The 6,918-nt window shown below is 70.7% G+C and carries 5 protein-coding genes, 1 pseudogene and 2 riboswitches; of the genes and pseudogenes, 4 read left to right on the forward strand and 2 right to left on the reverse strand.

Annotated features, from left to right (window positions below; translation table 11 throughout):
* Together ACFQ36_RS19335 and ACFQ36_RS19340 are read left to right on the forward strand one after the other, a co-directional pair.
* Positions 1-725, forward strand: a 725-nt coding sequence (locus tag ACFQ36_RS19335; protein ID WP_377016590.1) for an oxidoreductase C-terminal domain-containing protein, incomplete at its 5' end; no start/stop codon positions are given.
* Positions 632-1,870 carry a cytochrome P450 gene (locus ACFQ36_RS19340; RefSeq protein ID WP_377016592.1) on the forward strand — a complete coding sequence of 413 codons (1,239 nt, stop codon included), beginning with the start codon at positions 632-634 and terminating at the stop codon, positions 1,868-1,870. The genes ACFQ36_RS19335 and ACFQ36_RS19340, both read left to right, overlap by 94 nt.
* Before the next feature lie 6 nt (positions 1,871-1,876).
* Here ACFQ36_RS19340 and ACFQ36_RS19345 read toward each other — a convergent pair whose 3' ends face one another.
* Positions 1,877-3,286 carry an FAD-binding oxidoreductase gene (locus tag ACFQ36_RS19345; protein WP_377016594.1) on the reverse strand — a complete coding sequence of 470 codons (1,410 nt, stop codon included), beginning with the start codon at positions 3,284-3,286 and terminating at the stop codon, positions 1,877-1,879.
* Positions 3,283-4,602 (reverse strand): bifunctional o-acetylhomoserine/o-acetylserine sulfhydrylase, encoded by a 1,320-nt coding sequence (locus tag ACFQ36_RS19350; RefSeq protein ID WP_377016596.1) that lies wholly within the window; start codon positions 4,600-4,602, stop codon positions 3,283-3,285. Before ACFQ36_RS19350 ends, ACFQ36_RS19345 begins: the two co-directional genes overlap by 4 nt.
* Positions 4,603-4,668: 66 nt before the next feature.
* A riboswitch (SAM riboswitch) is annotated at positions 4,669-4,798 on the reverse strand.
* Between the two features lie 213 nt (positions 4,799-5,011).
* Positions 5,012-5,124, forward strand: a riboswitch (SAM riboswitch).
* Between the two features lie 103 nt (positions 5,125-5,227).
* On the opposite strand from ACFQ36_RS19350, the gene ACFQ36_RS19355 reads away from it, so the two are divergent.
* Together ACFQ36_RS19355 and ACFQ36_RS19360 are read left to right on the forward strand one after the other, a co-directional pair.
* On the forward strand, positions 5,228-6,142 hold the full coding sequence (locus ACFQ36_RS19355; protein ID WP_377016598.1) for a methylenetetrahydrofolate reductase: 915 nt from the start codon (positions 5,228-5,230) through the stop codon (positions 6,140-6,142).
* Between the two features lie 43 nt (positions 6,143-6,185).
* A pseudogene (locus ACFQ36_RS19360) lies at positions 6,186-6,918 on the forward strand (5-methyltetrahydropteroyltriglutamate--homocysteine S-methyltransferase); the annotation flags it as partial.

Here is a 6,918-nt window from a genome sequence, read left to right on the forward strand (position 1 = left end):
TGGCCGACGGCACCGCGCTGGAGGCGGAGGTCGCCGTCGTCGCGCTCGGCGGGGTCCCCAATGTCGAATGGCTGGCGGGCTCCCCGCTGGCCGCCGGTCCCTGGGGCGTGGCCTGCGACACCGGCTGCCGCGCCCTGGACGCGGACGGGCAGGTGGTCGAGGACATTTTCGTCGCCGGGGATGTTTCCTGTGCCCCGCAGCCGCTGTTCGGCAACCGGTTCCTGGTGCTGGAGCACTGGGGCGACGCCGTGTCCCAGGCCGGGGTCGCGGCGCACAACATGGCCGGCGGGCCGGCCGGGCTGCAGCCGCACCTGGCGGTGCCGAAGTTCTGGTCGGTGCAGTTCGGGCACCAAATCAAGAGCGTCGGCGTGCCGTCGCTGGCCGACGAGGTGGTGGTGGCCCAGGGCTCGGTGGAGCAGCGCCGCTTCCTGGCGGTCTACGGCTGCCGGGGCCGGATTGTGGCGGCCGTGGCCTTCAACCAGAACAAGTGGCTGGACTTCTACGAGCCGCTGATCGAGCAGGGGGCGGCGTTTCCGCCGTCCTTCCGCCAGATCGACGGACCGGCGCAGCCGAAGCCGGTCCCGGCGGGGTTCCGTGCCGCCGCCGTCCCACCGATCAAGGAGCCGCCGCCATGGCCGAGCCCACCGTCTGGGAGCAGATCCTGGACTATTCCCACCGGGCCGATCCCTACCCGCTCTACGCCGAGCTCCGCCGCACCCCGGTGAGCCGCCAGGCGGACGGATCCTACCTGGTCAGCACCTATCCGGAGATTCTCGCGCTGCTGCACGATCCGCGGCTGAGCTCGGATCCGAGCCACAATCCGCAGTTTTCCGCTGCCGTGGAGCAGCAGCGGTCCGAGGGCATGCCACCGAGTTTCCTGATGATGGACCCGCCCGAGCACGACCGGCAGCGGCGCCTGGCGATGCGGCACTTCGGGCCGCCGCACGCGCCGTGGCGGGTCGCGGGCCTGGAACCCCGGATGGCCGAGATCGTCGGCGGGCTGATCGACGACATGGCGGGCAAGGCCCGGATCGACGTCGTGGACGAGTTGGCGTACCCGTTCCCGGTCTCGGTGATCTGCGAGCTGCTCGGCGTTCCGCCCGAGGACCGGCCGCGGTTCCGCAAATGGGTGGACATGGCGCTGGAGGCCATCAATCCCGGCGTGGATCCGCAGGTGCAGCAGCAGAAGCGGGAAGAGGCAGGCAGGGAGCTGTTCAACTTCATCTCGGACCTGGTGGAGCGGCACCGGCAGGCGCCGGGCGATGACCTGCTCTCGGCAATGGCCGCCGACGACGGACCCGAGGGGAGGCTGTCCACCGGGCAGTTGGCGAGCACCGGCCTGCTGCTGCTCATTGCCGGGCACGAAACCACCGTCAACCTCATCGCAAACGGCGTGCTGACCCTGCTGCGCCATCCCGACGCCCTCGAGCGGCTGCGCCGGGACCCGGACCTGGTCATCCCGATGACCGAGGAACTGCTGCGCTACGAACCGCCCGTGCACTTTGTGCCCATCCGGACGGCCCTGGACGATATCGATATCGCCGGAACCAGGATCCCCGCCGGCTCCCCGGTCACGCTGGTGCTCGCCGCCGCCAACCGCGATCCGGGCCACGTGGCCGAGCCGGACCGGTTCATCCCGGACCGGCGGCACAACCGGCACCTGGGCTTCGGCAGCGGCATCCATTTGTGCTTCGGTGCCCCGCTGGCCCGGCTGGAGACGCAGGTGGCCCTGACCGGGTTCGCCCGCCGGGTGCCCGACCCGCGGCTGGCCGAGGACCCGCCGCCGTACCGGCCCAGCCCGATCCTGCGCGGCCCGCTGCACCTGCCGGTCGACGTCGGCGCCGGCCAGGCCCGGCCGGGCCGGGCCTAGCCGGGCCTAGCCGGCGGGCTGGAACATGGATCCGGGATTCAGAATCCCTTGCGGGTCGAGTGCCTTTTTGATGGCCCGGTGGACAGCCAGCCCGGTTTCCCCGATCTCCTCACCCAGGTGCCGGGCCTTCATCCGCCCGATTCCGTGCTCTCCGGAAACCGGGCCGCCCAGCCCAATTGCCGCCTGCAGAACCAGGTCGTAGGCAGCCCGGGCACGGCCGCGCTCGTCCTCGTTTCCCGGGTTGAACACGATCATGGGGTGGAGGGTGCCGTCGGCAGCATGTCCGTGGACGCCGATGAACAGACCGGTATCCTCGGCGATCTCGGCCGCCTTGCCGATCAGCCTGGAGATGTGCCGGGGGAGAACGGTCACTTCATGCAGGATCCAGGTGCCCATGGCTTCCAGCGCCGGCTCAAGGCTGTGCCAGTACTGCATGAACAGTTCCCCCTCGGAGGGATCATCGGTGGCATAGGTAAAAACCGCCCCGTTCCCCAGGCAGAGTTCCTCGAAGGCTTCCAGTTCCCGGGAGTGCCCGGCGTCGCTCTGGGCATAGAGCACGGCGCCCGGAGCAGGAGCGTCATCGCCGAGGATGGGGCTGCCCAGATACCTTTCAACCGCCCCGATGCAGGGGCCGTCCATGATTTCGAGCAGACTCAGCCGGTGGCCGGTGGCCAGGAACCCGGTCACGCTCCGGCCGGCCGCCTCGGGGGTGGGGAAGGCGGCGACGGCGGTGCGTGGCGCCGGGGGCTTCTTCTGCAGGGACAGGGTCGCCTCGGTGATCAGGCCCAGCGTCCCCTCGGAGCCGACGAAGAGCCGGTTAAGGTCGTAGCCGGACACATCCTTGAGGGTCGTGCGGCCGGTCCTCAGGATCTCGCCGCCGGCCAGCACCACTTCCAGGCCCAGGACGCTGTCTGCGGTCACTCCGTATTTGGAGCCGCAGGGACCGCCCGACCCGTTGGCCAGGTTGCCGCCGATGGTGCACCAGTCGTTGGAGGTGGGGTCGGGCGCATAAAACAGGCCCTGTTCCTCAGCCGCCTTCTTCAGGTCCAGGGTGACGACGCCGGGCTGGACGATGGCCAGGCGTGCATCCCGGTCGATTACCGGCTTGGCGTTCATGCGGGTGAAGGAGATGGTGACGGCGCCGTCAACGGCGTTGGCAGCCCCGGTCAGGCCCGAGCCCGCGCCGCGGGGAACGATGGGAACCCCCGCCCCGGCGCAGGCCTTCACGACGGCTGCGACTTCGGCGGTGGAAGAGGGCCGGACCACCGCCAGGGGTGTCCCGGCCCCGGCCAGGGGCTGCATGTCCCGGCGGTAGCCTTCCGTCAGGCCGGGGTCGGTCAGCACGTTCGCTTCCCCGACGATGGCGGCCAGGTCGCCCAGCAGGGCCTCGACCGAGGTGCCGGCCACGGCCGTCATGATGCTGCCTTGGCGGCGCGGAATCCGGCGTCGAGGTCGGCGAGGATGTCGTCGATGTGCTCGAGGCCCACCGACAGCCGCACCAGGCCCGGGGTGACGCCGGCTGCTTCCTGCTGCTGCGGTGAAAGCTGGCTGTGCGTCGTGGAAGCGGGGTGGATGACCAGGGAACGGACGTCCCCGATGTTCGCCACATGGGAGTGGAGCTCCAGCCCGTCCACGAACCGCTTGCCTGCCTCGGCCCCGCCCCTGAGGCGGAAGGCGACCACGGCACCGGTGCCGCGGGGGCCGTACTTCTGCCCGCGCCCGAACCAGGGGCTGGAGGGCAGGCCGGCGTAGGCCACCGATTCGACGTCGTCGTGGCACTCGAGCCACTCGGCGACGGCCCGGGCGTTGGCGACATGCCGCTCCATCCGCAGGCTGAGGGTCTCCAGGCCCTGGGCGACCAGGAAGGCGTTGAACGGTGCCGCCGCCGCACCGAGGTCGCGCAGCAGCTGGACCCGGGCCTTGAGGATGTAGGACAGGTTGGCGCCCAGCGCCCCGCCCTCGCCCAGGTCGCGGCCGTAAACGAGCCCGTTGTAGGTGGGGTCGGGGGTGTTGAACCCGGGGAACCTGGCGGGGTCCTTCGTATAGTCGAAGGTGCCGCCGTCGACAATCACGCCGGCGATGGCGTTGCCGTGGCCGCCCAGGTACTTGGTGGCCGAATGCACGACGACGTCGGCGCCCCATTCCAGCGGGCGGATCAGGTATGGGGTGGCCAGGGTGTTGTCCACGATCAGCGGCACTCCCGCTTCGTGGGCCACGGCGCTGACGCCCTCCAGGTCCAGCACATCCTGCCGGGGGTTGGCCACCACTTCGCCGAAGAACAGCTTGGTGTTGGGCCGGACCGCGCGGCGCCAGTCGTCCAGGTTGTCCGGATCCGCGACGAACGTGACCTCGATGCCGAATTTTCCGAGCGTGTGGGCGAAAAGGTTGAACGTGCCGCCGTACAGGCTCGGGCTGGCCACAATATGGTCGCCGGCCTCGGCGATGTTCAGGACCGCGAAGGTTTCCGCGGCCTGTCCCGAGGACAGCAGCAGGGCAGCGAGGCCCCCCTCCAGGCTGGCGATGCGGGTTTCCACCGCTTCCTGGGTGGGGTTGCCGATGCGCGTATAGATGGGGGCCAGTTCGGCGAGGGCAAAGCGGTTCGCCGCGCTTTCGGCGCTGGGGAAGACGAACGAGCTGGTCTGGTAGATGGGCAGTGCCCGGGCCCCGGTGGCGGCGTCGGCGGGCTGTCCTGCGTGGATCTGGCGGGTTTCAAACGACCACGAATTGCTCATCGGTACGGCTCCTTACGAATCAGGGCCCACGGCATTGTCCGGAGGCATTCCTCGGAACGGCGGTGGCGCCCGCGCTTGCCGCCGGCGGGTCCGCCGGCGGCCTGGTCTTCACCCGGGGCACCCCGCCGCGGAGGAGGGTTGCCGGTCAGCAAGCCGGGGCATCCGGTCCTTTGGTCCTCTGCTGACGCTCATGACCTGGCTATACAGTCTGGGACACCGTGCGCCAGGGCGCGGAAATGTGAATGAATGCGTCCGGGAACGGCCCGAATATGTGTTTTGGGGAAGCGGGGCGTCATATGACCTGTCCGGCCCGCTTCATGACGACGCAGTCGGCAGAAATCGTCATGTTGCGGCCAGGTTCCGCCGGTATTTGCCGCCCGCTGCCGCCGTGGCCTTAGGGTGGTCCCACCAACCATCAAGAGCGGCCGAGAGATCTGGCTTGTTGACGCCGCAGCAACCATCCGCCTGCCCCTCCGCCGGAGGGACAGGCCGGAACGGTGCTACTGCCAGAACCGATGGAGACGCACCAGCGGACCCACCCCGAGCCTTGTGCCGCGGCCCGGGAATCCCGTTGGTTCCCGGGCCACCCGCTGGTGCACTCCCTCGGACGAACCGAGGAGTGGAAATGACCTTGACACCACGGGCGGCGGCACCACCGTCGTTGTCCTATGAGCTGTATCCGCCGGCCGGCCCGGAGGCCGAGGCGCCGGTGCTGCGCGCCATTGCCGAACTCGAGGCCACCAACCCGGACTATGTGTCCGTGACCTACAGCGGGACGCCGGCCCGGCGCCGGGCCTCGATCCGGCTGATCGAGCACCTGGTGCGCAATACCCGGCTGCGCCCGCTGGCCCACCTGACCTGCGTGGGGGAGACCCGGGCAAGCCTGGACCTGCTGGTGCGCCAGATTGTGGGGCTGGGGGTCCGGGGCGTGCTGGCCATGCGCGGGGACCTGCCCCGGGATCCGGAAGCGTTCCGCGGCGAGCTGCCCTTTGCCCGCTACCTGGTGGAACTGATCCGCCAGGTCGAGGCCGGCCACGGCGCCACGCTGGCCGGCGGCCGGCTGGCGGTGGGCGTGGCCGCGTACCCGAACCGGCATCCGGAGTCACCCTCGTTCCAGCACGACGTCGAGGTGCTGGTGTCCAAGGAGCGTTCCGGCGCCGATTTTGCCATCACCCAGGTGTACTTCGACCCGGAGCACTACGTGCGCCTGGTCGCGGCGGCCCGCGCCGCCGGGGTGACCATGCCGATCATCCCGGGGGTGATCCCGATGTCCAGCGTCCGCCGGCTGGAACGGCTGGCCGTGATGACCGGCGTCCGCCCGGACGCGGCGCTGCTGCACCGGCTGGAGACGGCCTCGGACGACGCCGAACGGCAGCGGATCGGGGTCAAGGCTGCGGCCGGGCTGGCCCGGGCCGCCTTCGACGCCGGGGCCCCCGGACTGCACCTGTATACCTTCAACGACCCGCGCGCCTCGATCGAGGTCATCGAGGCGGTCGGCCTGCCGGCCGCGCGCACCCTGTCCTCTTCCGTCCCGGCCTGACCCGGGCCGGAACCGCAACCCCCACTTCCATCAGGAGAACACCATGAGCACCACGCACACCTTCCCCGCCGCCACCATCCTGGGCTACCCGCGCATCGGCCCGCAGCGCGAACTGAAGAAGGCCCTGGAGGCCTACTGGGCCGGCGCCCTGGACGAGGCCGGCCTGGACCGGGCCGCCGAGGAACTGCAGGACCGCACCGTGGAGCGCCTGGCCGCGCTCGGGCTGGACGCCGCCGATTCCTCCATCCCGGCGGACTTTGCCCTCTACGACCAGGTGCTGGATGCCACCGCGGCGCTCGGCGCGCTGCCGGCCCGGTTCGCCGACCTCGCCGCCGAAGACGGCTCCGTGGACACCGCCGGGTACTTCACCCTGGCCCGCGGCGACGGACAGCGGCCGCCGCTGGAGCTGACGAAATGGTTCGACACCAACTACCACTACCTGGTCCCCGAGATCGGCCCCGGAACCCCGTTTGCCGCCGTCGCCCACCGGCTGGCCGGCATCATTGGCCGGCAGCGCGGGCGCGGCGCGGTGCTGCGCCCGGTCCTGGTGGGCCCGGTGACCTACCTGCTGCTGGCCAAGGCCGAGGCCGGGGCTCCGGCGGGCTTCGATCCGCTGTCCCTGATCGACGACGCCGTGGCCGCCTATGCCGGCATCCTCGCCAACCTGTCCGCGGCCGGCGCCGAGTGGGTCCAGCTGGACGAGCCGGGCCTGGTCACCGAGCGCGGCGGCGAACTGGCCACCCCCGGCGGGCTCGTCGAGCGGGTGTACCGGCAGC

The sequence above is a fragment of the Arthrobacter sp. GCM10027362 genome (assembly GCF_042679445.1).
Classification (GTDB): domain Bacteria; phylum Actinomycetota; class Actinomycetes; order Actinomycetales; family Micrococcaceae; genus Crystallibacter.

What these genes read in the sequence shown, in the direction of transcription:
- ACFQ36_RS19340 (WP_377016592.1), top strand. Translation starts at nt 632, where the DNA reads ATGGCCGAGCCCACCGTCTGGGAGCAGATCCTGGACTATTCCCACCGG.
- ACFQ36_RS19345 (WP_377016594.1), bottom strand. Translation starts at nt 3,286, where the DNA reads ATGACGGCCGTGGCCGGCACCTCGGTCGAGGCCCTGCTGGGCGACCTG.
- ACFQ36_RS19350 (WP_377016596.1), bottom strand. Translation starts at nt 4,602, where the DNA reads ATGAGCAATTCGTGGTCGTTTGAAACCCGCCAGATCCACGCAGGACAG.
- ACFQ36_RS19355 (WP_377016598.1), top strand. Translation starts at nt 5,228, where the DNA reads ATGACCTTGACACCACGGGCGGCGGCACCACCGTCGTTGTCCTATGAG.